We start from the raw sequence: 24,719 nt of genomic DNA on the forward strand, positions 1-24,719 counted from the left end.
CACCCCTCAATGAGAATGTTCAAAAGACATCGGCGATTCGCATAGCGGACAAACTCCACCAGCCTCGTTCCATGTCTCTTCCAATTCCTTTGTGTAATTTTCAATGTGCTTTTCATATAGTTCCAATGTGCTTGTACTATGACGAACTCTTTGATGCCAGATCATATAGTTTCGTAACAACTCTTTTAATTCAGCTAAATGAGTGACATTGTTCTCAGCATTTGCAATCTGTATTACCACTTCTCTCGGAACATTTAAATGTTCCGCACGACTTGTCCAGCTCATATAATAATTGTGTATATTCTGGTATTTTTGTAAGAGCACACTTATTTGACTTAGTTGTGTAATACTTGTTTCGCATTCTTGTAGTTGATCTGACGCATTACCAGGTACAGATAATCTTTCTACATCCTTACTTGTTTTTTCGTAGCCTTGTTTAACCACGCTATGTTGTACATAGAGTTTCTTTAACTCATCCGTTTTCTTTACTTCCTCTTCAATCACAGCTACATTAATGTTTTCAATTACAGTTAACCTCTCGACCTGTAATTGAGCTTCTTGTAATACTTGACTATACTTCTTATAGTTTTGTGATAAGATAGAAAGCAAAGAATATATTTCTTCGGATTTAGTAGAATCTTGTAACAAGTTACTTACTTCTACTAATCCATCAAATTGTTTTAATGTTTCAGTCAATGTCTTCTTGGCGGTGGACAGTGACTCGTATCTTTTTTGTAAGTCCAGTAGTGTTTGCAGACGCTGCTGGTCTTTTTCTGTTTCTTCAAGTATTTGTATAAGAACCGGCACTTTTGAAAGCCTCTCGTCCTCAACAAACGCTACACGAAATCTTTTAAATGCTATCTGTTGTTGAGTTTGTAGTTGCTGCAGTACATCTTTCTTTTTATGCAATTCCTCCACGTGCTCCATCAAACTTTCAGCTGTTTTTAACTGCTGTACTTTATCATCCACATCCAAGTACTCGAGTAAGTTAGCTGCTAATCTCTCAATTTCTTTTTCAGCTAGTAACCTCTCTTGCCTTGCTGCGTATGTATCTTTTGAAACACTTTTTACCGCGAGATCGACAGCTTCTGTTCCTGCTAACTTACCTAGAACTTTCGCACCTGATGACGGTGTCTCACTTATTAAGAAAGGTGCTTCAAGCTGGAATGCAAAGTTTAAAGCAGTAACAAAATCCCCAAATGTTTGCTTTGTGATGCCGAGTAATTGTTTTACTTCTTCCGGTACCTCTGACTTCTCAAATACATTTCCTGCATCGACTGGATCCGTTTGGATTCTGTACGATGTTTTTCCTTTTCTACGGTGCTTTGAAATAATAATGCCGTTATCCATGTGAATCGCTACAGTAGCCTGTCCAACTGATTCGTTTACGAAAGCCTCACCTTGAGGTTCGTTAAATGCTACCCAGCGAACTGCTCGTATAATGGATGTTTTACCACTATCTGATGGTCCAGTAATTACATTCAGTCCGTTTCCTAAATTAAAATGGCTATTTGTATGTGACTGGAAACCTTCTACGAAAATCTCGTTAATGTTGGCCAACACGTTCACTCCTTTCTGTTAGCTTTAACATGGTGTTTACCGCTTGTTCTTCTGAGCCATTCTTGAAGTAATTTTTACTTTCGCAGCATACAGCTTTTACGTCTTTTGCTTTTACTAATCGAGTCGCATAAGTCACGTACCGTTGCATGTGTATCACCTCCTTTCAATTTTTTAACTTGCCTTTACTTCTGTTTTTTTCTTTCTTGTGACCGTTACTTTAACACCTAAATATTTTTCGTATACTTCTTGAAATAGAACTTCCTTTTTCTCTGTACCGTAGTACTCGTTACGGACGTATAAGCCGGATGTCTTTTTCCCCACACTCCTCAGCCCCCTACAGTTTTTTCTACGTAATGAGGATAATGCTCTAAAAATTCTTCTTTTGGTGGAAATCCCAGTTCAAACGATTGTCTAACTTCTTTTTCACTGGCGTTTTGCAAGTAAATAGGTAAATAAAAATGTTCCATAGGGAACCCAAGTACAATTGCGATTTGCAAGGCTAATTTTCCTCCCGGATCGCGTCTACCAGTCTCTAAATCTGCTATATGACCAGGAGTCACACTAACCTTATCCGCTAGAGCCGCCTGCGACATACGTTTTTTCCCACGTAAATCCGCTAACCAAGTCCTTTTCATATGTCCACCTCCAGACAACCTTTAATGATTTTTATTATACTGGCGTTTTGCAAGTAAGTAAAGTGATTTTTCAACTTTTTTATGAACACTCATCTAATTTCACTTGCAATATGCGTGTATTTACCATTGTGTAATTGTCCAATAAAGTGTTATCTTATATATAGATAACAACAAAAAAATAAAAAACGTTTTATATATTTTTATAAAATTTATAAAAAATAAAATCGATGAAAAATATAAAAGAGAATTTAACGGGGGTAAAAAGTATGGATATAGGAACTCAATTAAAATTCTTACGAAATAGACGCGGTTGGACAATGCAAGAAGTCGCAGATCGTATTGGTAAAAACGATTCTACGTATAGTGGATATGAGACAAATAAAAGAAAACCAAACGCTGAGGTTCTTGTACAGCTAGCAGACATATTTGATACTACTACAGACTTCATCTTAGGAAGAACAGAAAATCCAAACGGTCTTAACTTTAATGTAAAAGACTTTTTAGATCAAGGCAGACTTCATTCTGATAGGGTAGAAATTACGGATGAGCAAGCTGAAATTGCTAATGTTTTATTAAGACAACTCCTACAAAGAAAGCAGCAATAAGTAAAAAAGGATTAGCCAGATGCTATTCCTTTTTTTGTTGCAATATAGCTGTAATTTGTTTGTACTGTTCCGGAGTAATCTGTCCTTGCTTATACAACTCCTCCATTAGATAATTCATATCACAACTTACTTTTTCAGCTCCGAACAACTCCCTAATTAAGCGTTTTGTTTCTTGTTTGGCCGTCTCTTTTTTCACCTTATTTCCTCCCCTTCATCCTTACCAATTTGTGAAATATGTATCAAGTGGTATTTTTTTCTGAAACTTCCAAAAACGTGACACGCCTATAAAAGACGAAAGACGCTACTATAAGTAGCGTCTTTTTAACTATTCATTTATATTACATCCCACCGGGATCGACCATCATTAATTGTACTTCTTTAGTATGTACAGTAGCTTTTTCTTTACCTAAATCTTTAGTCTGATCTGCACCAGCACCGATAACCCCAATTGATAACGCAAGTGCGCATAATGTAGTGACTAAAATTTTTTTCATTTTACAACACTCCTTCAGTTATTAAAATGCGCTTCGGAAGTTGCGCATATAATATACTTCCCGTTTTTTCAAATTTTTCTAAAGATTCCCTCGCGATAATTGTATCATTTTCAATTCTAGAAAGATAGTACATTTGGAAAGCAGATAGACCTTGATCTTTTAACCTTTCAAAAATTCTATAACCATTTTGCTTATCACCATATAAACACTCATAATAAGCAAGATCACCATCACTAATAAAATCAAAATCAATATTATCTAAATTAAATCCGAACTCAATATATAAAAAGGCAAGAGTCGTTTTAAAAGAGTTGTATTTTTGAGTTCCTTTCGGTGAACTTATACCTTCAAGGCATTGAATAGCTTTCAAGATATATTTTTCTGCCATTAATGGATTCTCAAAAATATAACTTTCACCTAAACAACAATATGCTGTAGCTTTTACTACTGTAAAATTCAATTCGGAATTTATAATCGCATGGCACGTAGCTCTACAGCTATCAATTTCATTGGCATGCAACTGAGTGTACGCAATTCGTTCCATATGCTGCATGCGTAAACAATCTTTAATATAACCGTTATCCATCTTAGCGACATAAGCTTCTGCCGCGTCCGCGTATGATGACATAGCACTATACCTTTGTTTATCATATTCTGCTGCCATTAGTAATGTATTTAATAATACCTGACATTCCAAATCTGATGAAACACGCGTTTTGTATATTTCTTCCAGAAGACTTTGTCCTTTTTTTCGATTCATATTCCGATGATTATATAGATTGTATACATTTAAATATTTACGTACATCTTTTTGAAGCTTCTTTAAGTCTGGGTCTTCTGTTTCCGCTTTGAACTTTTCGATTAACATATCTATAAGATCGTATTCTCCTGCTACTTGGCAATAACTCAATGCTTTTCTTACATTCAAGCTAGTTCCACACTTTAAAATAAAATCTTTAATCCTTCTTGTTTGTTCTATGGGACTTTTATACACATGACGAACCAATTTTTCAAAAACATCAAATTTCATTTCTCCAGTTACAAAGGACAGACCATTTGTAATTGTTGTTCTACTAATACCTGTATCTTTCGCTAACTTTCTTGTACTTATATTTTTTGACTGAATCGTGTTATTCAGTTCATTCATCAAAGCCCTCATCCGTATCCCCCTAAATAGAACACAAGACACAGCCCCTGATTTTCTCAACAAGAAAACGATCCATATGGATTTAAAACTATTTGAAGTATGATATACTTGAAGCTGACTCATGGAAAGTTTTACCTACATTCGCTAGGGTAAAACGTTACAGTGGTGTTACCGCACTACTGTAACGCCGTGGGTCTTTTTGCTCTTTTTTTATTATTTTCATCTTATCATAAAATTTAGAACATTCGTTTCACTCTTTTCTCAAACAATGTTGAGAAAGTTTTTTCTAAATTTTTCAGAATTCCAGCAAGAAACTTCCCCCATTATACTTCAGGGTAATGGGAGACTATTTGTCTTCTCGGTTTATAATTTTTGTCCCTATAAGCATACCGCAGATGATGAAATTCGAGAGAAGAGCAAGGTAAAAATGGAGTCATTATTTACTTCAGCACAAGCATAATTAAACTAACTAGTCATTTACATACCTTTTTACTTTCAAAAAAAGCTAACTGTAATTAATGATAGTTCAACCTCACTGAACATTACTCTTCACTATGAGAGCATTGCAGAATAAATCCCTAAACAAAAGCATTTCTCTTAGCTCTCAAACCGTAAACAAATAGGGTGTCAGCACGTGTTCCTAAGTTCTGACACCCTTTTATTTGTTCTTATATCTATCTGCTATACAGTTGCATGTGTCCCCTTATACAAAACTGCTATTGCCGCGACTATAAGGATCATACCCATAAAAGCAGGTGCAGCATGACCAAGCGATACATAGATTTGCCCTCCAATAATAGGACCAATCATTCTTGCTAAAGCTTGAATAGATTGACTTCCCCCTTGAATCCTTCCTTGTTCACTAGAACCGCCAGACTTTGAAAGCATCCCGTTGAATGAAGGCCCGAAAATTGAATCCCCAAAACCATACATCAGCATTCCAACGATAAGTAGTGGATAGAGTGAAAACAAAGCTGATGCCGCAATAAAACTGTATCCTATAATCTCCGAAACCATCCCAAGAATTGCTATTTGTTTATCACTAAGCTGGATCAAAAGCTTTGGCATTATAAAACTTTGTGAAACAATGTCTTGAAAGCCCAAAATTGAAAACATAAGTCCGATTAGTGCAGGTTTCCAACTGAAAGTATCCATTGTAAATTGCGTGAAAATTGCTTGTAAAGATCCGTTAGGTATCCAAAGTAAAAACGCTGAGACAAGTAACCATTTTAAATTTTTCATGGAAAGTATGTTTGCTAGCTGTGCAAAAGGATTCAACCTTACAAAAGTAATCTCTTTTAACCTATTATTTTTGTCAAGACTCTCAGGCATATATTTGATCCCATATACAACATTTATTAACGTTATGATTGCTCCAAAATACATAGGTACAGTATCACCAAACTTGGCAAGTAATCCCCCAATAGTGGGGCCAATGATAGTTCCCGCACCTACAACTGCACTCACCCATCCAAAGTATTTCGTTCTCTGCTCTTTTGGAATGATGTCTGCAAAATATGCGAAGATAGTACCTATGCTCCCGCCTGTTATTCCTTCTATTATGCGTCCAGCAAATAGTACCCATAAAGCTCCTCCTATACCAAAAACTAAGTACCCAATTGCAGAACCAAATAAGCATATTAAAAGTAATGGACGACGGCCATACTTATCGCTTAAAGCTCCGAGTACTGGGGCAGCTAAAAACACGCAAGCCGCATATACGGAAGTTAGTAGTGTAACAACTAATGCTTGTTCTTCCGGATTACTTGTATATGGCTGTACTAAGAATGGGACTACAGGCATGATAATACTGAAACCTATACCACAAAGAAATACAGAAATAAGTCCGAATAGTAAAGCATGTTTATCTATGCTTTTTTCAGTTTTCCTTTCATTTTGTGATCTAAATATAGACATTTAACTTCTCTCCTTAAAACATTTTGTTGTCGTGTCAACAAAATGATAACTCCGTTTTGTTGATTAGTCAACAAAAATAACATAATAAAAAAGCAGCCTATTCTCATTAGAGTAAGGCTGCCATTTCATTATTAAAATGTATTAGGATTTAATATGTATACCTTGTTTCTTTATTTCTGCATCCAAATGTCTACTATACTTTTCCACGAAACTAATTATACTGTCGAATTCTTCTTCAGTTACTTGCTCAAATACAGCTTTATCCCGCTCTTGAAACTCTTTGTGCAGATCTTCATGGATTTTATAAATTTCTTTCCCTTCTTCGGTAAGCCTAAAATAAATTTCTTTCTTATTTTCCGACTTTTGGTAGCTTTCAATAAGGCCTTTTTGTATGAGCTTCTTAGTCATTCTACTTATAGCACCGCGAGTCACATAAAAAGCCTCTGCAAGTTGTGTCACATTAGAATCCACATTATTTTCAATATATTCAATGCAGTGGACTTCAGAAGACTTAAAACCTTTAAGACCTTCTTCCATCTTATCTTTATTAAGCCAAACCAGCTTATTATATAATTCCCTGAAACCGTTCATGACCTGTCCTTCTTTATTCATGACCTGCCCTCCTCACCGCTCATTAGTACATTAAAACTATTATATTAAATTTCTGCTTACGTTTCGACAATATTGAAATAATTATTGTAACATTCAAGATATGTGTAAAAATTGGCGCTTAAATAAAACAATTCATTAAACAGCAAATTTATTGCTACTTACAATAAACAGTAGACAAAAAGTAAGAGCTAAAATTATTTCTCTTAGCTCTTCTTTCATAAAACTATTTCACTTCATTAGCGACAAAAAAGTGCTCACATACACTTGATATGCGCTGTAAGTCCACGTTCCCACCAGATATAACCGCTACTACTTTTTTTCCTTTTATATAGCTATCAACTTTTCCTGCAAGAAGTGCAGCAGTTGCTAATGCACCTGCACCTTCTACAACAGCTTTCCCACGTTGTAATAAATCTTTCATCGCTACTTCCAGTTCTTTTTCTGATACAGTTACAATATCATCTACTAATTCTTTTACAATTTCAAATGTTAATTCCCCTGGTATTTTAACAGCGCAACCATCTGCAATAGTAGGCGCCTCATAATGTTCTACGATTGCTCCTTTATCGTAAGATGCCTTCATTCCATGAACATTATCTGCTTGGACACCAATTATATTAATCGATGGATTAAAAGATTTTAATGCTACAGAAATACCAGAAATAATTCCGCCTCCACCTATTGGTACAATGACAGTATCTACATCCCACATATCATCAAGAATATCTAATCCAATTGTACCTTGACCAGCCATTACCTCTACATCATCATATGGATGTAAGTATGTCTCACCTGTTTCCCTTATAATTTCTTCACATTTTGCCTTTGCATCATCAAATGTTTCACCATGTAAAATTACTTCAGATCCATATCCTCTAGTTGCTTCGACTTTAGCCTGCGGTGCAGAAATTGGCATAACAATTTTACTCTTAATACCGAGTAAATGAGCAGATAATGCAACTCCTTGTGCATGATTACCTGCTGAACATGCAATTACACCTCTTTCTTTTTCTTGATCCGTGAGCCGCGACATTTTATTAAATGCGCCACGAAATTTAAAAGAACCCGTTAATTGCATATTTTCTAATTTCAAATGAATTTCTCCGCCCGTTTTACTAGTCAAGTAAAAAGATTTTACTAATGGCGTTTTACGAGCATTTCTATCTAGAATCTTGTGAGCTTTTTTAATATTGTCTATATGTAATGGTAGTTTTCTAGTTATCATACTTACACCTCTTCCAATGTTCTATTCCTAAGTTTTCGTAAGTCGTAGCTCCTTTATACGAAAAGAAAAAGTCTTTATATTTGTACCCCACTCTGAAATAAACACATTTGCAAACAATTCAACATCCTCTTCATATCACGTTCTTTATAATGATTTAAACATGCAATTTGGATCCAATTATTCTTTTGTAAATAAGATGACTCATAATGAACGATGTATCCTTGTAATGCTAATGCATCGCCTACTACTTTAGAAGAATGATCTTCGCTCAATACAATAGTAAGTATAATTGGCGCGGCATGTTCTTTAGGTGAAACAAGCTTTAAGCCCATATCAGTAATAACTTCTTCAACATAATCGTATGTCTCTTTAATTTTTACAAATGCCTTTTCATCTTCAAATCTCTTCAACGCTTCTTGCAATGCATAAATTAAATTCCATGATTGTGAGTATGGAATGCTTTCATTTTCTTCATACATGCCAATGTCCATATAGGCCGGCACAGCCTCGTTTATTTTTACAATGTGGTTATGAAAAACGAAAGAAATTCCTGTATATGATTTAATCGCTTTACCGCTAACACCACTTGCAAAATACACATCCTTCAAGTCTATTGGTATTGCTCCAATTGAGCTTATGCAATCTACACATAGTTTCATTTGATTCTCGTTACAAAGAGTATTTAGCTCGTTTAAATCGTTTAACATTCCAGTAGATGTTTCATGATGAACAAACCAAAGCCATTCATAATTTCCAGTTGTCATTATTTCTTCTAATTCTGTATAAATAAACGGCTCTCTCATTTCCTTTTTATACGTATCAAAATGTAACTGTGCTCGTTTTGCATGCCCAACTAATCTATTTCCAAATTCTCCATTTGTTAATACTAGTCCTTTCCCTTTTAAAGAACGTAACTGTAAAGCAATCGCATCATTGGCTAACGTCCCTGTTCCTAACATAAGTTGTACATGTTTTGCTTTTGTCATGTGAAGTAACCGTTTTTTCACATTGTCCATTGTCACTTGAAATGACTTAGAGCGATGCGAAATAGGCTTAGTACAAAATGCCTTTCGAACGTTCTCTTCAATGTCTACTGGACCAGGTAAAAACGTGTATTCTTTCGTCATAATACTTCCAACACTCGATTCTTCAAACATAGCAGGGGTAACATACATTGGCTGGTAGGTTGCTGCTTCTGTACCAACTAACGTATGGAAATCTTTGAATCCCATCTGCTCATATAAAGCTAGTTCACGTGTTGTTGCAGAAATGAGTGCTAATTCATATCCGTTTAGAAGCAAATAACGATGTAGAAAACGGATTAATCCTAACAACGCTCTTCCATTCCTATATTCACGTTCTACTGAAAGTAAACGAATTTCATACACTTTTTCTCCATGCTCTTGCAAATAAACATCTAAATTTGAAATTTTATAATCTAACGAGAATGGTCGTTTTCCCCGCACCGCGACCATACCTACTAATCTATCCTCATCTAAACAAATTAAATATGTATTTTCTTCATGAAACCTATCTATACGAAACTGGTCTTTCGTTTCTTCATGTTGTGGAATCTCTTCCACAAAAGTTTTATAATTTAATTTATGTATACTTTCAAATTCCCAATCTTGATCAGCAACTTTATAAATTAACCCCATGCCTTATCTCCTTTATCTATTTAATAAAAAATGATAAGTGGAGATTATCCCCACTTATTAAACATTCATTTTATTCTCGATTTACATATAGAATAAGTACAATAATCATTCCACTTAAAATAGTCGTAACAATAGAATAAGAATAAAGAATCATACAAATTGGTAAACAAGCAATCGTAATTAGTCCTGGCTTCGTAAATCCTTTAAATATTAAATAAAATACAATAAAAATGCCTATGAGGGTAAGCGCTATCAAATAATCAAATGCGATTAATCCTCCAATAAATGTTGAAATACCTTTACCGCCCTTACCTTTAAATAAAACTGGGTAAATATGTCCAATAATAACGGCCAATAATGTTAACATTACGAATGTAGGATCTTCAAAAAGATATTTTGCAACAGTAACAACGATTGCTCCTTTAATTGCATCACCTAAAAATGTAGCGATGAAATACCCTTTTCCATATACGCGCCCCATATTTCTTGCACCAGGATTTCCGCTTCCTTCACCCCTAATATCAACGTTATGTCTCAATTTTGTTACTATATAAGCGGTCAAGATGTTTCCAATTAAATAAGAAGCCACCAAATATAAAAACTGCATACTATTAATCATGTAATCATTCACTTTCTACATGGGATTACATATACAATATTCAATTACTACGTATATTGTACGTTTTAATATACATCCCTTTATACATTTTAACATCATATTTTTACAAATCATACAAAAATTCTCATACGCTATTTTTAAAAATATATATCCCTCATTAAATAATATGTTCCTTTCACTGCCATTTCTGCTTGTGATACAAATATAATTTCTTTCATACTTTCTTCACAGCATTTCTTAAATACAGCAAATATTTCAGGAACTAAACGCAATATACTGCCACTTACTGCAATTGGCGTTGAGTGCTTAAAGTTTAACTTGTTATAAACATTTACTGTAATCCTTGCTAATTCCTTTCCAGCTTGCATTATAATTTCATGTGCATCATCATTTCCATTTCTCGCTTCCTGAATAACTAATGGCGCGATTGCTGCAATTTTATCTTTAGAAGAAGTATATACTAAGCTTTTTATATGAGACGGTGTCAAAAGTTGAAACTGCCTTTGAATATTCAAACTCAATGGACAAAGACTGATTCCTTGATCAAATTGAATTGCCATTTTCTTTAAAGATTGTAATGCAATCCAATATCCACTTCCTTCATCACCTAAAATATGTCCCCATCCACCACTATACTCATACGCTTTTCCTTTCTTTCCAAGACAAATCGCACCTGTACCACCAATTGTTAAAATTCCGTCATTCCCTTTTAAAGTAGCTGCATGTGCGATCATTGCGTCATTGAATACTTCAATTGGTGTTCCATACTTCTTTTTTAGACGTAATGTTAATTCATTTGTATTTGCTCCACTTACACCCGCTAATCCTAAACAAATACAAACGCAATCCCCCTTTAATAACCCTTTCTGGCATTGATCAATCACTTCCATAATATGCACAAGAGCTTCTTCAAAATCTATTAATATATTTCCAAATCCACTTGTAGCTCTTGCAAATTCGTTACCGTCTTTATCAAATGCAATTGCTTCTGTCTTCGTTCCCCCGCCATCTACTCCAATCATATACTTCATATATTCGCCTCATTCTCTTCAAATTGGAAGGAATGTTATATTCCCTAAAACTACAGATTGCTTTGCACCTGTTGCGCTCGGCACATTACTCGGATTACGATGATACGTTTCGTTTGCTAAAATCGCAAAGGCGATCGCTTCTTTCGCCGCTGAGGAATAGCCTAAATCTTCTTGAGTAAATATTTTGCATTTTTCTTCCTTTAATCCAAATCGTATCATTTCAACAAGTGTACGATTATAACTTCCGCCCCCGCCTAAAATTACTTCATCGATTTCATAATACGGAAAAATAAATTCCTGATAATGATGAACAATTGAACTTGCTGTAAACATTGTGACAGTTGCCAATATATTTTCTCTACTATGCTTTTCAAATCGATTCAATAATTCAGTCACAAACGCTTCTCCAAACTGTTCTCTACCTGTTGATTTTGGTGGTTTCACGTTCAAAAATGGATGGTTCATACAATAAGTCAAAATTTCATCTACAACTACTCCCTGTTTTGCAATCTTACCATTTTGATCATATGACAACTGAAATAACCTTTGACATACTTCATCAATTATCATATTCCCTGGTCCAGTATCAAAAGCAATAACACTCTCATTACTTCGTTTACTTGGAACCACTGTAACATTACCAATCCCGCCAATATTTTGTAGTAGTCTATTTTTAGTTTGATGCCGATATAAAATAATCTCTGAATATGGTACAAGTGGTGCACCTTGTCCCCCTGCCGCCATGTCCATCGTTCGGAAATTCGAGATAACTGTCGTGTTCGTTTCATATGCTATTACTGCTGGTTCCCCAATTTGCAATGTTGAAGAAATAATATTTCCTTCTTGCTTTGGCTGATGATAAATCGTTTGTCCGTGAGAGCCTATTAAATCTAATTGTCTCAAAGGAAAATTGGCCTCTTTACAAACTTCCTTTACAGCATTGGCGAAGCATAAACCAAGTTTAAAATTCAAACTACATATAAGTTGGACATTCGAAGTTTCAATTGATAACGCTTGTTGGATCTCATTTTTCATATCATTACAAAATGGAACAGTAGTAAAATGGATGAGTTCGATTTTAGAATCTACACCACTTCCTTCTATATGAACGAGCGCTACATCTATTCCATCTAATGAAGTACCAGACATTACCCCTGCAATATACATAACGTGCATGACCTCCTATTTACTAAAAAACAATCATGTAAGTAACGAACGTACAACCAATCGAAAACAATATAAATCTAAAAAACAACTGAGCTTTCGATGCAAACGATCCATCAATGAAAGAAACAACTACCGTAAGCAAAACGCTTGCCGCAATACTTGTAACGAGCCAGATACTATGCATTTGTGATAGATTTAGCATGCCTAATAAAGGGACAAAAAGTAAATTTGCACAAATCACTCCAAATAATAATAAAAATACGCCTTTATAACTAAATTTTATATTCATTCTATTTCCCCCTTTCTAGTTTTAATGTGAAAGAAGTGATAGACAAAAAGTCTATCACTCAAAATAACAGCATGCAGATTAAGGATTAACAGATTCCCCGTCACCATTCTTTTCAATTTCAAGCATATTTTTGTCGTACATTTTAAAGAATGGTAAATAAATAAGGAACGATATTGCTATATTTATAAAAACTAATACAATCGCACGCCAATCTCCACCTGTTGCTAAATAAGCACCAATTGGAGCAGGTAATGTCCATGGCGGCATAATATGCGTTGGTGTTACAAATCCCATCGCTGTTGCAGCATAAGCTATAGTAGCTGTTACTAACGGTGTAATGACGAAAGGAATAATTAAAATTGGATTTAATACAATCGGCAAACCGAATATAACCGGTTCATTTATATTAAAAATCCCCGGAACAATACACGTTCTCGATAATGCTTTCGAATATTTTGATCGACCAAATACGATCATAGCTAACACAAGCCCTAACGTTGCGCCCGAACCACCAATCCAAATAAACCATTGATAAAACGGTTCTGGTGCAATAAACGGAAAATGACTCGCTCCACTTGCTACAGCTTCACCGTTCTTTCCTAAATACACATCCCAAAGCGGCCTTGCCACAGTACCTACAACTGATACTCCGTGTATCCCGAAAGACCAGAAAAACGTAATTAAAAATACAGGTATAATAACGCCAAAGTAACTATCACCAGCTTTTACTAACGGTGCGGCTAGTTTATCTACAACGTAATGTAAATCAACTTTAAAAACGACTGTAATAAGACTCATAATAATAATAACGAATGCTGCAGGTATAAGTGCTTCAAATGAACGTGATACTGACGGTGGTACTTGTTCTGGCATTTTTATCGTTACGTTATTCTTCTTACAAAATCTTAAAATCTCAACTGATAAAATAGAGACAATCATCGTCACAAATAATCCATGACCTCCGAGGTTTGTCATTGGAAGCATAAATCCTTTTTTATCAATTAACTCAGGCGTTAATGTTAAAAGTAGTGAACATACCGCAAGCTGTGCTCCTGATAAAGCATCTAATTTATAACTTTTCGCTAAATTATATCCTATTCCAAATGCTATATATAAGGACATAATAAACATAGTTAAACGATATGGTATTAATATACTTGTTTGATTCTTTAATGCCCAAACCGATATGAAACTATCTTTCGGCAGTGGTGGAAATGCTACTATTAAAAAGAAGCTTCCTACTATAATAAATGGTAACGCCGAAATAACTCCATCACGGATTGCTTGTAGATGCCTCTGCTCAGAAAGCCTTGCCATCGGGCCAGATAAGTTTTTATCAAGAAACGTGACAAACTTATTCATAACGCTTCCCCCTAACTGATTAATTCATTTACAGTTTTTAATAAAGTCGGGCCTCCAAGCGGCGTGTATGCTTGCGGTGGAATGATGCCACACGGAATAGATTCCTCCTCTGCAAATTTTTTTACAGAGTCAAATCGGTGTCTTATTTGAGGTGCCACCATTACGACATCCCAGCCATTCTTTACTTCTTCCTCTACCTCATTCGTTCCAATTGCATACACTTCCATGTTCAAACCATTTTTCTCCGCTTCTTTTTTTAAAGCGTTTACAACAATTGCACTGGACATTCCTCCAGAACAGACAAACAAAACCTTCATTTATTAATCCTCCTATACTTATAATTTATTACCCTTCAAATGAAAGGAAGTTTCACTTTACTAACAAGCATATGAAGTAGTAAATGAATTTAGTTATAATGAAAGTAAATTTCATTAAAAATATTTTTCCTATTAAATTAATGTTTCAATGTGTAATTTTCTCTATTGCAAGGCCAACCTCACCTCAGATATTATTTTAAATAATCATATGATAGGGAGGCGTATAAATGATCGTTAAACGTTTATTAATGATATGTTGTATCGTCATCTTGTTCATCCCTTTCTCTTTCATTTCCCCTCACTCTACTTATGCTGAAGTAAATACTACGTACAAAAAACATGAATTACGTGCTGTATGGATCGCATCAGTTCTGAATATTGATTGGCCCACAAAAACTGGCTTACCTATTGAAAAGCAGAAACAAGAATTTATAAGATTATTAGACGATGTAAAAAGCACTGGTATGAATGCAGTTGTTGTACAAATTAAACCAACAGCTGATGCTTTCTATCCCTCAAATTACGGCCCTTGGTCTGAATACATTACGGGTACACAAGGAAAAGACCCCGGATACGATCCACTTGCATTTATGATTGAAGAAGCACACAAAAGAAATATAGAATTCCACGCATGGATTAATCCATACCGAATAACGATGAATCACACTGATATAAATCGATTATCAAATAATCACCCTGCAAGGCAACACCCCAATTGGGTTGTACCTTATGGCGGAAAGTTATATTACAATCCCGGTATTCCAGAAGTGAAAAAATTTATAACAGAAGGTGCTTTAGAAATCGTACAAAATTACGATATTGATGCGCTGCATATGGATGATTATTTTTACCCATATAAAGTAGCCGGTGAAGAATTTCCAGATCAGAAAACATACGAAACATATAATAACGGTAAATTTACAAATATAGAAGATTGGCGACGTAACAATGTAAATGAACTTGTAAAAGATTTAAATACTGCTATAAAACAAGAAAAATCATATGTAAAGTTTGGCATTAGTCCATTCGGCGTATGGCGAAATATAGCTGACGATCCGACTGGCTCTAACACAACCGCAGGCCAAAGAAACTATGATGACCTTTATGCTGACACACGTGAGTGGATACAAAAAGGATATATTGACTACATTACACCGCAAATATATTGGAATATAGGTTTCACCCCAGCTGCATATGACATATTAGTAGATTGGTGGGTTAAAGAAACAAATAACAAACCGCTTCACCTATACATCGGTCAAGCGGCCTATAAAATTAATAATAACTCCGTCCCTGCTTGGTCTGATCCAGAAGAATATCCAAAACAAATTGCATTAAACCGGCTATATCCTGATATAAAAGGTAGTATGCATTTTAGCTTAAAAGATATTAATAACAATCCACTCGGAGTTAAAGATAGACTTTCAAAAAACATATATAAACATCCTGCATTAATCCCGCCTATGCCTTGGCTTGATCATGATCCACCAAAACAACCGACTTTAAAAGGCGCCATTCCAAGAGATGAAGGTATTGCAATCGGTATCATTGACAATAGAGATAATGATTCTGCTTATTACGCTATTTACCGCGTGAATGGGAAAAATGAAGTGGATATACAAAACCCCCAAAATTTACTTACTACTGTAAGAAAAACAAAACTTGGAGAAATTTATGTAGATAAAACCGCTATTTCCGGAGAAACGTATACCTATGTCGTAACTGCAGTTGATCGATTGCATAATGAAAGTGTGGCTTCTAGTAAATCTACTATTCAAGCAAGATAAAAGTAAGAGCCCCCATTTTTTTGAATGCGGGCTCTTATTTTTATTTTCGTAGTTCACTATATTGAATATGAATTCTATTCTCAGGGTTTTTATCTACTGTGTAAAGTACAAATAAGAAGAACCATTCTAGTGGCTTCATTAAAATATAAACAAAATCAGCCGACCATTTCGTATTAATATGTTTACTAATCGGATAACCGTATTTATCATAAAAATTACGAATAACTTTATGACATTTTGGTACCCGCTCCTCAATTACATTTTCAAAAGCGTTCGCAATTAATAACTGTCGATTAACTGTAATTCTTTCCCCATGCCTAATTCCTGCTCGTAATGGCTTAACGATGTTTTTATGGCCTTTCACAGAAACTGTACATAAATAATGCCCATCCCCGGAGACAATTTGAGGACTTGGGGCAGGAATCTTAGAATAATTAAAACTACTTGTTTCCATAAACACTCTTATAAAACTATCTGGTTTTTGGCCAAACAGTATTAAAATAAATTGAACAATTAACAAGACAGGAAATAAACTTATCATCCAGACTGTAGCCATTTTTTGATATCCAAAAGAAATACGATACAGCAATAATATAATTCTGTTGCTCTGCGTATAATCTTTCTCATTCTGAGATTGTATGAAATAACCTAATGTATTTCTTAATTTAGCTAAGAATAATAGACTAAAGGCAAGCATTCCAACTTGAATACAAAAGACTGGAATGTATCTCAATCCTCCTAATTCCGTATAAAAGGCAAAGCCTGTATGGGTAATATAGATGAATGTATATACAATGTTTACTATCATTAAAGTACTATAAAAAATATAAAATATTGGTGAAAGTTTTATTAAGCCTGTTGTTAATTTCCAATACGAAACTCCACCTAAAATAACTAAGAGAACTACTATCGTAATGTGGTCATGGGCTAAAGAAGCATATTGATCAGACATCATTCCGTTCTTTTCAAATTTATGTAATGGTATTCCTGCTCTTACATCATTTGCATTCCTCATAATACCTAAACCAAAGATAAAATAACTCAAACCCAGTGATAATATTTCCTGTGGCTCGAACTTTAGTATACTTGAGGAATTCTCCTCCTTCGATTGGAAACTATCCCAAGCTTTACTAATAGGGTAGCCAAGAAATATAAATAGAATTACAAATAGTATAACTAACTCAAATAGCACAATATCATACCCCTTTTATAATAATTGTTTACACAAAGTATAAAAAAACACTCTATATTTTACCATTTATTAACGTTTGTATATATAATTTCACAAAAGATTGCACTCTCTAAATTCACAAAAAAAAAAAAGCCTAAAAGCTGAAACATTCAACTTTTTAGGCGATCTCTTCTATTTATTCTTAAACTTCTCAGTCGCTGCCCTCATCTTCACATTTAAATCGTGATCAATCGAGTCGCGAATATCTCGCTCTACTACTTCCATTTCTTTTTTGAAATTTTCCAAGTAGATCTTCAGTTCTTCTTCCTTCTCTGGTCTTTGTGAAGGTGGTAATTGTACTACCAACGATAACATGGCCGTTAAATCTTTCATTAAGAATGTTTCAAGTTTATGTTGTTGTTCAAACATGCGTTGCTCTTGATAGTACGGAAGTGCATTTAATACCGAAATTGTAATATCATCAACCGTTCTTTGTAATGAAGGATTTATTGAGCGTTTATACGCTTGAATTGTATTTAATGCGTCTGGATAACGGTCATAAAAATACAATTTGTAAAATGATAAGTCTGTCGGTTTTACAGTTTGCTGCGTTTCTTGTCTTAAGAAATCTTTCACTTTCATCGCAGCCACATCGATATCTTCACTTGTAAGCTTTTTCGTAGTTTTTGCCATTACATGCACTTTTTTCTGCTTTTCTTTCGGTAACATCGAGAAGACTTGTTCTCTCGTACGTTGACCTGATGCACAGAATAGAGTATTTAGTATATTTTGTTCTTTCTTTCCTTCGGTGCGAATCCAGCGATAAAACAGTGGGTGTTGTGTAAATTCTTGTAGAAACGGTATTGATTTGTTTGATAACTTATCTAAAGAATCTTGCGCTTTTTTATATGGCTTCGTCCATGAAAAATACAGTTTCCGTCCGAAATATACGACTAAAACAACGACAGTAAATGCTATTAAAAGCAATGTACCGAGTAGTAATAGTACTGTTTGAATGAAACTCATTTGTTCACCTCCTCTAATAATCCGTTATTTCCTTGGACGCTGAATGAGTTTCTGCTTCATCTCATCATTAAATGTGTCTAGTTCAATAACAAACTTCTTACTTGACTCAATAATACGTTCTGACGATTTTTCAGATGCCTCAATTGCAGCGAACACATTTTGGAATGATTCGCGTAATTTATCCATGCTAATAGCAGGATTCTCAAGCAATTTCGTCGTTTCTTCTGTATTTTGTTTTAACGCTTGAGAATTACTTAACACCATCGATTCAATTGCTTCATTCGTCGCATTTACGGCATCAATTGTTTTACGTTGATTCGTTAATGCTAGCTGAATAGCAGCTGAAACTGTTACAACGTTTTGCGTCATCGTAATCGCATTACGTATTGCCTCTGTTAATTTTTCATTGTTTTTCTTAATGATGTCTACAGAAGCTATAGATTGTAATAATACACTTTTCGCTTGCTGCATATTACGTGTACGTACAAGTATCTTTTCTAATGCATCGTTAATTAACGGAATATCCCTTTGACGCTCTGGGTTTTGTTTTTCAGCTTCAAGCATGCCAGCAAGCTTTTTCCCTAAGTATACTTGTTTATCAAGAGCATGAATTTTATCGTGCGATTGTTCTTTTAACATTTCAAGACCAACTGTATCCTCTTGTAGGTTATCACGACCAATTAGGAGGGATCTAATAATTTCCTCGATTTGTTTATCTATAGATTGGTATTTATGCACGTATGTTTCAAGTGGATTTTTCTTGAATACTTTAAACATTATTTTCTTCATACCACTTGCTTTAAGTGAATTGGGATCAAGCTCTGATACCACTTTTCGTAATTCTAACAATGTATTTGGAATTTCTTCATTTTTCCCATTCATCATCGCTGTTACAGGGCGTTTTAAAGCTGATAACGTTTGTCCTGCTGCTTGTTGCTCTTTATCCCCTAAATCTCCTAGCTGAGACAATACTTTTGATAAATCTGTATTTTGCTCGCTATTTAACTTTTGTACATAAAGATCAGCTTCTTTATTTAGTTCCTCTAATTCTGCATCTTTTATAACTGTATCAACTACTACTTCTACATTATTATCTTTCACAATGGATACAGGTTCTTTTTTCTCGAGTTCAGTCAACAAAATCGCTCCTTTATTTATATGTGCGAATTCATATGCACTATATTTCATCAATTATATCGTATTTCATATACATTCTGCCTGCTTGAAATCGATTTTTTAGAAATGTCTGTTTATGCAGTCATTCCCTGTTTCTTACTATAAGTATACCTGTAATCAACATAATTTTCCTCAGACTTAAGACCTAGAGAACTACATGCTGAAGGCGGATTCTTCATATATTTCCTAAATAATTTACGTTCTTTCAATCGTGCTACACTCAATCTTTTGACATTCACCCTTTTTCAATGTGATAATTCTATTACGCTCACTTTTATTTATTTTTGCGAGCTACAAATGCTCCCTTTTGAAACGCTAATAACACCGTTTCAAACGTATCATCTTCTTCAATCATTTTTATAAACTCACCTAATTCACTCGCATGAGAAGTTGCATTATCAACAACAAGAAAACCTTTTGGTTGTAACATACGTTTTATATGCTCAAACCACCACATGTATTGCGTACGCTCTGAATCTAGGAAAATAAAATCAAATGAATGATTTAATTGCGAATCTAAAAATGCCCCGGCTTCTTGATTATGAATATCGATTCTTTGTAACAGGTTTGCCTTTTCAAAATTGACAAGTGCCTCTCCAACTCGTTCTGAAGAAAGCTCTACAGTCGTTACATTTCCATTCGTTTCTTCTACCGCATTAGCTAACCACAATGTAGAATAACCATTAGAAGTTCCAATTTCTAAGATGTTTTTTGCATTACACCCTTTTACTAAAATTGATAAAAATTGCCCCATCTCACGAGAAACATTCCGTAATTTTTCTTCCCTTGTTTTTTTATTTCGATCATGCTCTTCTCCATATTGTTCAAGTTGCAATAATAATGAATCTACTGTATCCATTCTTTTCATCGCCTTTCCAAGCAATATGATGAAAAAGCTCTTGCTGCCCGTCTACTTTTTATTATATGCGAAACAAAAACCTTTTTCCTGTTATATGACAAAGATTTATAATTTTTTATAGCATATTGTTTCGTTTTTTGGTAAAGTTAATTTCTACGTGCAATTATTCCATTCATATTATTTCATATTAAAATTGCAGTTATTAAATTATATAAACCCCATTTAAATGAATCGGTATTTCAAATTCAATTAAGCGCCCTTTTCGGACGCATTTTCTTTGTTTATATATTTCCAGAAGAAAGGATGCTTACAAATGAACGTGATTAGCTTAGATGCTGCTCGAAAACGAAAGCAGCATAAAAAATTAATGATTACTATACCGATTATTACACGTATTTATGAAGAAGACGGGGAAATTAAATTTGAGGTAGCTGGCGAAAAAGATGTACCTCTTGAAATGTTAGAAAAATAATAAAAAACGCATTTCTGAAGAAATGCGCTTTTTTATATTTTTACATTTAAATGCATAAGTTTTTCAGGATTAACCATCATATAAATATTTGAAATTTTCTCATCCTCAAATGCAAACGAAAGAACATACGTTACTTTATTATTTATTGTAACTATAACTCCTGGCATACCATTTACCATTTTGAAATCAACAGTGTACTCTTCTGTCAATCGTTGTGCAATCCCAAAGAACAAGCGCATAATTCGATCCGCAGAATAAATCGGATTAATCGCAGTCGTAACTTTACCACCACCATCAGCTTTGAGTATAGCATCTGTTTTTAATACTTCTAACATACCTTCCTCATCCCCACACTGTAATGATGATACAAACTTTTCAACATAAGAAGCCATTTTCTCCGTGCTTAATTTTGATTGCTTCGGTTTCTCCAAAATGCTTTTTCGTGCACGTTGAAAGATCTTCCTGCAGTTCACACTACTCTTATCAACAATTGAAGCTATTTCTACGTATTCATAACTGAAAACCTCTCTTAATATGAAAACAATCCTTTCTACCTCAGATAGTTGTTGTAAAAGTAATAAATATGCGGTGGAAAGGGATTCTTTCATTATAAATGACTTTGATGGCTCATCACTCTCTTCTACAAGTGGCTCTGGTAACCACATCCCTACATACACGTTACGTTTATGCGCTACCGATCGTAATTTATCAATTGAACGATTTGTCGCCATCTTACATAAATATGCTTTCATATTTTCTATAGATTGAGGATCTTCTATATTATTTAGCGAGATAAATACATCCTGAACGATATCCTCAGCATCCATAACGCTCCCAAGAATTCTGTATGCTAACGAAAATAATAATGGTTGATACGCTTCATATAACTGCTCCGTTTCCATGATGAACTACCTCACTTTCATATTGCTTTAAAATGTGTAACGCTGCACGTTTCCCGCTTGCTACCGCAGCATCAGCTAATATTTCATCATGCCCTGCCCAATCTCCTGCAACATAAATACCTGGCATTTCAGGTATATTTGGGCCCGGTTTTTCAACACGGTCAATATGAGGAAAATCATGTACTACTGTTATTTTCGGTAAATATTGCTGTGCAACAACTTCTCTTTTCCAATTTGGATGTAACAACTCCATCGTACTTTCCAACTGTTCTTTATCTTCATGAATATGATTCATCGCTAGCACAGGATTATGGTACTTAATTAGACTCACTGCAATTGATCCATCTTCACTTAATTTAGCTGCTCTCGATTGATTTGTGAAAAATATAGGTTGATCTAATCCTAATACAAATTGATGTGTAGGATTGGGTAATTGTCTCAAGCCAATATCTAATGCAGCAACAGTAACCGGTACCGATTGTTCACTCCATCTATGCAAACTTGTTCCTTCTGCACCTTTTATTATTTTACAAGCTTCTTTCGGCGGAGTCGTCACGATGACTGTACCTACTTCAAAAACCTCATCATCAACACAATGTATTCTTTGTTTATCTTCGTAATGCTCTATTTCCAAAACATGCTTTTTAGCCAAAAATTGCACGCCGGCATCGTTCGCTATAGCTCTTAATTTTGTTATTATCGTTTCCCAACCACCATCTACATAAAGCACTCCTTCTTTTATAGAAAGCTGTATTTGCTTTAGTACAGATGATGCTAATTGTATTGTAGGAGCAAACGTATATGTTGTCGTCCGGCATAGCGCATAAAATATATTGCGAACCATTGGATCTTTTATTTCATTTTCTGCCCATGTAGTTAGACTCACTTTTGGAATTTCTCCTACATCTAAATTTCCTAAACGAATCATAAGACGTGAGAATTGTACTTTTGCAGACCACGAAAGTAGTGGTGTTGATAAAATTGAGCGAAAATCTGTTGGGATGGTGAATATATCCCCTTTCCATATTCCATGTGCTTTTGTAGATGGTATTCCACCTGGAAGATTCATACCGAGCTCATTAAAAGTTATAAACGCTGCCCCGCCTCTATATAAAGCATGTGCACCAAGATTCATGCAGATTCCATTTTTATTTATAGTCATCCCTCGGCCACCGAATTGACTCGACTTTTCTAATACAATCACTTTCCTTCCAGCTTTCGCTAAATATATAGATGCTGTTAATCCAGCAAGCCCACCGCCAACAATTGCTATATCAAATGTATTCATAATAAAATCCCTCCTTATCGTTCTACATACAAGACGAACGATTAAGGAGGGATGTGACATAAAAATAAATTTTTATTATCCTACTTTATTTCATTACTTTTTAATTCGGTCATATTGCATACGAAATAACTCAATTGCAAATGGAATATCCTCTTCACTCTTTATATAATAACTGATCCATCCTGATTCAGGTAATACGTGATGTGGTTTTACCAATCCCTGCTTCACTAATTCATCTCGCTTTAACTTCGGAAATGGTAAATCAGCTAATTTATCACCATGAAGATGGCCAAGTTCTTTCTTGCCATAATTTATTTCAATACCACCAAATCGATGCGGTTTTTCAGAAACACCCGCCCAGCTGAGTACTTCATTTCTAATCATTTCACTAAATGACATGAACATTCACTCCTTATAAATGATTGATGTAATTTTAAGTTAACATTTTCATTACTTTTTTCCATCAATCCAAAGTATGAATGGGAATACGAATATAGTTTAATCTTAATACCTTATTCTTTATGGAATAAGTGAATTTATTAAGTTATCGACAACAGCACAAAACAAAAACTAGACACATATCCTAATTTTGTAACCTAACTTACCTATAGAAAGGCGGGTAATACAATTGACTGCCAACATCGACTATACCTCCCCCTCAACTAATTTTACTTATGATGTAAATAAAAGTAATTTTTTTCAGAAAGATGCCCAAAATTATATAAATGTACTTGGCATTAAACAATTAAATACTTTAGAAAATACTTCTTTATTAGATATTTATTTAAGTACAGGAAATGTTGTAGAACCACATATTCATCAAAATGCAGCTGAACTTGTTTATTGTATTTCAGGGTCTGCTGTTGTTTCTTTACTTAATCCATTTACGAATCAAATATTAAACTTACCGATAAAACCGGGGCAAGTTGCCAACATTCCACAAGCGTGGTGGCATTATGAAATTGCTACAGCAGATAATACTCATTTATTAGCTATTTTCAATGCCCCAGCGCCAGAAGTTATTTTCGGTTCTGACATTTTAAGATTAACTCCGGCTCATATGATGGCCCATACTTACTGCCTCAATGAACAACAATGGAAACAAGCGATTTCTCCTATTCAATCAACTACTGTAATTGGTCCTCCGGCAAACTGCAATCAAAACCGTGAAATGAAAAATTATCCAATCCACCCCCTTACTCAACAGCCTAATCCCTATCGCCAAGATTCTTATTACTTTCCTCTGTACTGAGGTTATTAATTTGTAAATTTTCAAAATAATCATCATTTATCTCTTAGGAAAATACCGAGGAGATTTTTTATTGTATCTTCTCTTCCTATTAATAATAGTAACAATTGATAGTATACACACATATAATATTTATATATTAAATTGGAGG

At 34.6% G+C, this 24,719-nt stretch carries 28 protein-coding genes and 1 pseudogene; 5 read left to right on the forward strand and 24 right to left on the reverse strand.

Annotated features, from left to right (window positions below; genetic code table 11):
- Window positions 1-6: 6 nt before the first annotated feature.
- From DN403_RS16420 to DN403_RS16425, 4 genes are read right to left on the reverse strand one after another with little or no spacing between them, the layout of a single operon-like run.
- Window positions 7-1,563: an AAA family ATPase gene (locus DN403_RS16420; protein WP_149185627.1), complete on the reverse strand. Its 1,557-nt coding sequence runs from the start codon at window positions 1,561-1,563 to the stop codon at window positions 7-9.
- Window positions 1,547-1,708 (reverse strand): hypothetical protein, encoded by a 162-nt coding sequence (locus tag DN403_RS31180; RefSeq protein WP_001190219.1) that lies wholly within the window; start codon window positions 1,706-1,708, stop codon window positions 1,547-1,549. The genes DN403_RS16420 and DN403_RS31180 overlap by 17 nt, the downstream gene beginning before the upstream one ends.
- Before the next feature lie 23 nt (window positions 1,709-1,731).
- Window positions 1,732-1,881, reverse strand: coding sequence for a hypothetical protein (locus tag DN403_RS31185; protein ID WP_000516901.1), 150 nt, complete (start codon window positions 1,879-1,881; stop codon window positions 1,732-1,734).
- Between the two features lie 5 nt (window positions 1,882-1,886).
- On the reverse strand, window positions 1,887-2,195 hold the full coding sequence (locus DN403_RS16425; RefSeq protein ID WP_149185628.1) for a helix-turn-helix transcriptional regulator: 309 nt from the start codon (window positions 2,193-2,195) through the stop codon (window positions 1,887-1,889).
- A gap of 266 nt (window positions 2,196-2,461) precedes the next feature.
- Here DN403_RS16425 and DN403_RS16430 point away from each other — a divergent pair, with 266 nt between their 5' ends.
- Window positions 2,462-2,800 carry a helix-turn-helix domain-containing protein gene (locus tag DN403_RS16430; RefSeq protein WP_149185629.1) on the forward strand — a complete coding sequence of 113 codons (339 nt, stop codon included), beginning with the start codon at window positions 2,462-2,464 and terminating at the stop codon, window positions 2,798-2,800.
- Window positions 2,801-2,822: 22 nt separating this feature from the next.
- On the opposite strand, the gene DN403_RS31190 is transcribed toward DN403_RS16430, so the two are convergent.
- From DN403_RS31190 to DN403_RS16435, 3 genes are all read right to left on the reverse strand, one after another.
- Entirely contained in the window at window positions 2,823-2,996 is a 174-nt protein-coding gene (locus DN403_RS31190; protein WP_000712297.1) for a hypothetical protein, read from the reverse strand.
- A gap of 142 nt (window positions 2,997-3,138) precedes the next feature.
- Window positions 3,139-3,294 (reverse strand): hypothetical protein, encoded by a 156-nt coding sequence (locus tag DN403_RS31195; RefSeq protein ID WP_000723157.1) that lies wholly within the window; start codon window positions 3,292-3,294, stop codon window positions 3,139-3,141.
- Window position 3,295: 1 nt separating this feature from the next.
- The gene (locus tag DN403_RS16435) at window positions 3,296-4,453 is read right to left on the reverse strand and encodes an AimR family lysis-lysogeny pheromone receptor (protein ID WP_255451995.1); all 1,158 of its coding nucleotides are present in this window, start codon (window positions 4,451-4,453) and stop codon (window positions 3,296-3,298) included.
- 379 nt (window positions 4,454-4,832) lie between these two features.
- On the opposite strand from DN403_RS16435, the pseudogene DN403_RS32300 reads away from it, so the two are divergent.
- Window positions 4,833-4,901 (forward strand): annotated as a pseudogene (locus DN403_RS32300) (YkvA family protein); the annotation flags it as partial.
- Window positions 4,902-5,122: 221 nt separating this feature from the next.
- On the opposite strand, the gene DN403_RS16445 reads toward DN403_RS32300, so the two are convergent.
- The 10 genes from DN403_RS16445 to DN403_RS16490 all read right to left on the reverse strand — a co-directional run bounded on the left by DN403_RS16445 (window position 5,123) and on the right by DN403_RS16490 (window position 14,638).
- Window positions 5,123-6,358 (reverse strand): MFS transporter, encoded by a 1,236-nt coding sequence (locus tag DN403_RS16445; protein ID WP_149185631.1) that lies wholly within the window; start codon window positions 6,356-6,358, stop codon window positions 5,123-5,125.
- 141 nt (window positions 6,359-6,499) lie between these two features.
- Window positions 6,500-6,970, reverse strand: a complete 471-nt coding sequence (locus DN403_RS16450) for a MarR family transcriptional regulator (RefSeq protein ID WP_016098502.1) — start codon at window positions 6,968-6,970, stop codon at window positions 6,500-6,502.
- Window positions 6,971-7,193: 223 nt separating this feature from the next.
- Window positions 7,194-8,195, reverse strand: a complete 1,002-nt coding sequence (tdcB, locus tag DN403_RS16455; protein WP_000632966.1) for a bifunctional threonine ammonia-lyase/L-serine ammonia-lyase TdcB — start codon at window positions 8,193-8,195, stop codon at window positions 7,194-7,196.
- A gap of 74 nt (window positions 8,196-8,269) precedes the next feature.
- Window positions 8,270-9,853 carry an aminotransferase class V-fold PLP-dependent enzyme gene (locus DN403_RS16460; RefSeq protein WP_000523040.1) on the reverse strand — a complete coding sequence of 528 codons (1,584 nt, stop codon included), beginning with the start codon at window positions 9,851-9,853 and terminating at the stop codon, window positions 8,270-8,272.
- 70 nt (window positions 9,854-9,923) lie between these two features.
- Window positions 9,924-10,472 (reverse strand): glycerol-3-phosphate 1-O-acyltransferase PlsY, encoded by a 549-nt coding sequence (gene plsY, locus DN403_RS16465; RefSeq protein ID WP_000610879.1) that lies wholly within the window; start codon window positions 10,470-10,472, stop codon window positions 9,924-9,926.
- A 137-nt stretch (window positions 10,473-10,609) separates the two neighbouring features.
- A complete protein-coding gene (locus DN403_RS16470; protein ID WP_016098501.1) occupies window positions 10,610-11,503 on the reverse strand; it encodes a BadF/BadG/BcrA/BcrD ATPase family protein in 894 nt (297 codons plus the stop codon).
- An 18-nt stretch (window positions 11,504-11,521) separates the two neighbouring features.
- The gene (gene anmK / locus DN403_RS16475) at window positions 11,522-12,670 is read right to left on the reverse strand and encodes an anhydro-N-acetylmuramic acid kinase AnmK (RefSeq protein ID WP_000274968.1); all 1,149 of its coding nucleotides are present in this window, start codon (window positions 12,668-12,670) and stop codon (window positions 11,522-11,524) included.
- Window positions 12,671-12,692: 22 nt separating this feature from the next.
- Window positions 12,693-12,959: a hypothetical protein gene (locus tag DN403_RS16480; protein ID WP_001021963.1), complete on the reverse strand. Its 267-nt coding sequence runs from the start codon at window positions 12,957-12,959 to the stop codon at window positions 12,693-12,695.
- Window positions 12,960-13,037: 78 nt separating this feature from the next.
- Window positions 13,038-14,321 (reverse strand): PTS sugar transporter subunit IIC, encoded by a 1,284-nt coding sequence (locus DN403_RS16485; protein WP_001032289.1) that lies wholly within the window; start codon window positions 14,319-14,321, stop codon window positions 13,038-13,040.
- Window positions 14,322-14,332: 11 nt separating this feature from the next.
- On the reverse strand, window positions 14,333-14,638 hold the full coding sequence (locus tag DN403_RS16490; protein WP_000865904.1) for a PTS sugar transporter subunit IIB: 306 nt from the start codon (window positions 14,636-14,638) through the stop codon (window positions 14,333-14,335).
- A 227-nt stretch (window positions 14,639-14,865) separates the two neighbouring features.
- On the opposite strand from DN403_RS16490, the gene DN403_RS16495 reads away from it, so the two are divergent.
- Window positions 14,866-16,425, forward strand: coding sequence for a glycoside hydrolase family 10-like protein (locus DN403_RS16495; RefSeq protein WP_000636026.1), 1,560 nt, complete (start codon window positions 14,866-14,868; stop codon window positions 16,423-16,425).
- A gap of 40 nt (window positions 16,426-16,465) precedes the next feature.
- Here DN403_RS16495 and DN403_RS16500 read toward each other — a convergent pair whose 3' ends face one another.
- From DN403_RS16500 to DN403_RS16515, 4 genes are all read right to left on the reverse strand, one after another.
- On the reverse strand, window positions 16,466-17,617 hold the full coding sequence (locus DN403_RS16500) for a DUF6688 domain-containing protein (RefSeq protein ID WP_000895911.1): 1,152 nt from the start codon (window positions 17,615-17,617) through the stop codon (window positions 16,466-16,468).
- Between the two features lie 171 nt (window positions 17,618-17,788).
- Complete coding sequence (locus tag DN403_RS16505) at window positions 17,789-18,622, reverse strand: DUF3974 domain-containing protein (RefSeq protein WP_000008362.1); 834 nt, start codon at window positions 18,620-18,622, stop codon at window positions 17,789-17,791.
- A gap of 24 nt (window positions 18,623-18,646) precedes the next feature.
- Entirely contained in the window at window positions 18,647-19,759 is a 1,113-nt protein-coding gene (locus tag DN403_RS16510) for a toxic anion resistance protein (protein WP_000137396.1), read from the reverse strand.
- 313 nt (window positions 19,760-20,072) lie between these two features.
- On the reverse strand, window positions 20,073-20,666 hold the full coding sequence (locus tag DN403_RS16515) for an O-methyltransferase (RefSeq protein WP_002082794.1): 594 nt from the start codon (window positions 20,664-20,666) through the stop codon (window positions 20,073-20,075).
- A 304-nt stretch (window positions 20,667-20,970) separates the two neighbouring features.
- On the opposite strand from DN403_RS16515, the gene DN403_RS31200 reads away from it, so the two are divergent.
- On the forward strand, window positions 20,971-21,129 hold the full coding sequence (locus tag DN403_RS31200) for a hypothetical protein (RefSeq protein WP_001100984.1): 159 nt from the start codon (window positions 20,971-20,973) through the stop codon (window positions 21,127-21,129).
- A gap of 32 nt (window positions 21,130-21,161) precedes the next feature.
- On the opposite strand, the gene DN403_RS16520 is transcribed toward DN403_RS31200, so the two are convergent.
- From DN403_RS16520 to DN403_RS16530, 3 genes are all read right to left on the reverse strand, one after another.
- Window positions 21,162-22,031, reverse strand: coding sequence for a sigma-70 family RNA polymerase sigma factor (locus tag DN403_RS16520; protein ID WP_000447151.1), 870 nt, complete (start codon window positions 22,029-22,031; stop codon window positions 21,162-21,164).
- Window positions 22,009-23,319 (reverse strand): phytoene desaturase family protein, encoded by a 1,311-nt coding sequence (locus DN403_RS16525; protein WP_001091192.1) that lies wholly within the window; start codon window positions 23,317-23,319, stop codon window positions 22,009-22,011. Before DN403_RS16525 ends, DN403_RS16520 begins: the two co-directional genes overlap by 23 nt.
- Window positions 23,320-23,412: 93 nt before the next feature.
- Window positions 23,413-23,718 carry a luciferase domain-containing protein gene (locus DN403_RS16530; RefSeq protein WP_000010317.1) on the reverse strand — a complete coding sequence of 102 codons (306 nt, stop codon included), beginning with the start codon at window positions 23,716-23,718 and terminating at the stop codon, window positions 23,413-23,415.
- Window positions 23,719-23,947: 229 nt separating this feature from the next.
- On the opposite strand from DN403_RS16530, the gene DN403_RS16535 reads away from it, so the two are divergent.
- Entirely contained in the window at window positions 23,948-24,571 is a 624-nt protein-coding gene (locus DN403_RS16535) for a cupin domain-containing protein (RefSeq protein ID WP_149185632.1), read from the forward strand.
- Window positions 24,572-24,719: the final 148 nt, after the last annotated feature.

Origin of the sequence: Bacillus sp. AY2-1, assembly GCF_008368965.1 — a bacterium.
Classification (GTDB): Bacteria; Bacillota; Bacilli; order Bacillales; family Bacillaceae_G; genus Bacillus_A; species Bacillus_A thuringiensis_S.

Coding starts and splice junctions, on each gene's coding strand:
- DN403_RS16450 (WP_016098502.1), bottom strand. CDS start 6,970: ATGAATAAAGAAGGACAGGTCATGAACGGTTTCAGGGAATTATATAAT.
- DN403_RS16435 (WP_255451995.1), bottom strand. CDS start 4,453: ATGAGGGCTTTGATGAATGAACTGAATAACACGATTCAGTCAAAAAAT.
- DN403_RS16525 (WP_001091192.1), bottom strand. CDS start 23,319: ATGAATACATTTGATATAGCAATTGTTGGCGGTGGGCTTGCTGGATTA.
- tdcB (WP_000632966.1), bottom strand. CDS start 8,195: ATGATAACTAGAAAACTACCATTACATATAGACAATATTAAAAAAGCT.
- DN403_RS31200 (WP_001100984.1), top strand. CDS start 20,971: ATGAACGTGATTAGCTTAGATGCTGCTCGAAAACGAAAGCAGCATAAA.
- DN403_RS31180 (WP_001190219.1), bottom strand. CDS start 1,708: ATGCAACGGTACGTGACTTATGCGACTCGATTAGTAAAAGCAAAAGAC.
- DN403_RS16495 (WP_000636026.1), top strand. CDS start 14,866: ATGATCGTTAAACGTTTATTAATGATATGTTGTATCGTCATCTTGTTC.
- DN403_RS16520 (WP_000447151.1), bottom strand. CDS start 22,031: ATGGAAACGGAGCAGTTATATGAAGCGTATCAACCATTATTATTTTCG.
- DN403_RS16470 (WP_016098501.1), bottom strand. CDS start 11,503: ATGAAGTATATGATTGGAGTAGATGGCGGGGGAACGAAGACAGAAGCA.
- DN403_RS16460 (WP_000523040.1), bottom strand. CDS start 9,853: ATGGGGTTAATTTATAAAGTTGCTGATCAAGATTGGGAATTTGAAAGT.
- anmK (WP_000274968.1), bottom strand. CDS start 12,670: ATGTATATTGCAGGGGTAATGTCTGGTACTTCATTAGATGGAATAGAT.
- DN403_RS16480 (WP_001021963.1), bottom strand. CDS start 12,959: ATGAATATAAAATTTAGTTATAAAGGCGTATTTTTATTATTATTTGGA.
- plsY (WP_000610879.1), bottom strand. CDS start 10,472: ATGATTAATAGTATGCAGTTTTTATATTTGGTGGCTTCTTATTTAATT.
- DN403_RS31195 (WP_000723157.1), bottom strand. CDS start 3,294: ATGAAAAAAATTTTAGTCACTACATTATGCGCACTTGCGTTATCAATT.
- DN403_RS16505 (WP_000008362.1), bottom strand. CDS start 18,622: ATGAGTTTCATTCAAACAGTACTATTACTACTCGGTACATTGCTTTTA.
- DN403_RS16425 (WP_149185628.1), bottom strand. CDS start 2,195: ATGAAAAGGACTTGGTTAGCGGATTTACGTGGGAAAAAACGTATGTCG.
- DN403_RS16490 (WP_000865904.1), bottom strand. CDS start 14,638: ATGAAGGTTTTGTTTGTCTGTTCTGGAGGAATGTCCAGTGCAATTGTT.
- DN403_RS16530 (WP_000010317.1), bottom strand. CDS start 23,718: ATGTCATTTAGTGAAATGATTAGAAATGAAGTACTCAGCTGGGCGGGT.
- DN403_RS16485 (WP_001032289.1), bottom strand. CDS start 14,321: ATGAATAAGTTTGTCACGTTTCTTGATAAAAACTTATCTGGCCCGATG.
- DN403_RS16445 (WP_149185631.1), bottom strand. CDS start 6,358: ATGTCTATATTTAGATCACAAAATGAAAGGAAAACTGAAAAAAGCATA.
- DN403_RS16430 (WP_149185629.1), top strand. CDS start 2,462: ATGGATATAGGAACTCAATTAAAATTCTTACGAAATAGACGCGGTTGG.
- DN403_RS16515 (WP_002082794.1), bottom strand. CDS start 20,666: ATGAAAAGAATGGATACAGTAGATTCATTATTATTGCAACTTGAACAA.